Source organism: Sulfitobacter sp. G21635-S1 (genome assembly GCF_027213915.1).
GTDB lineage: Bacteria > Pseudomonadota > Alphaproteobacteria > Rhodobacterales > Rhodobacteraceae > Sulfitobacter.
Map to the genome: position 1 here is coordinate 1 of NZ_JAPWGV010000088.1, position 357 is coordinate 357.

Annotated in this window: 1 protein-coding gene; it reads right to left on the reverse strand. The window is 59.9% G+C overall.

Annotated elements, in window-relative coordinates; translation table 11 throughout:
• Nucleotides 1–105: 105 nt before the first annotated feature.
• A partial coding sequence (locus O4H53_RS27025; RefSeq protein WP_269368101.1) for a DUF3164 family protein occupies nucleotides 106–357 on the reverse strand: 252 nt, incomplete at its 5' end.

Genomic DNA, 357 nt, shown 5'->3' on the forward strand with positions numbered 1-357 from the left:
TTGACCTCCTTGTCGATATCTTCGGCGGTCATGCTTTCGTCAGCGAGGCGTTCGAGTTGAGCGAACAAGTGATCGTTTAGATCGTCGAGTTTGTTTTTCATGACCCTACGCCTTCGCCAGATCGATGGTAATGGCTTCCCAGGGCGCATCGTGGGCAGACCGCTGATAGCACCGGACATAGGTTTTGGAGCCGACCACCCGCATCGCGTCGCGGATGGCGTCCTGGCCCCGCTTCCAGCGCGGGTCAGCGCTCTCGCGACGCAACAGAAGGAAGATCAACGCGCTGTTGATCTTGCCCTCCTTGTCGGTGTTGAAAGCGTCGGTCACGAGGCCGCGCAGTTCCGCCCGCGCATCCGC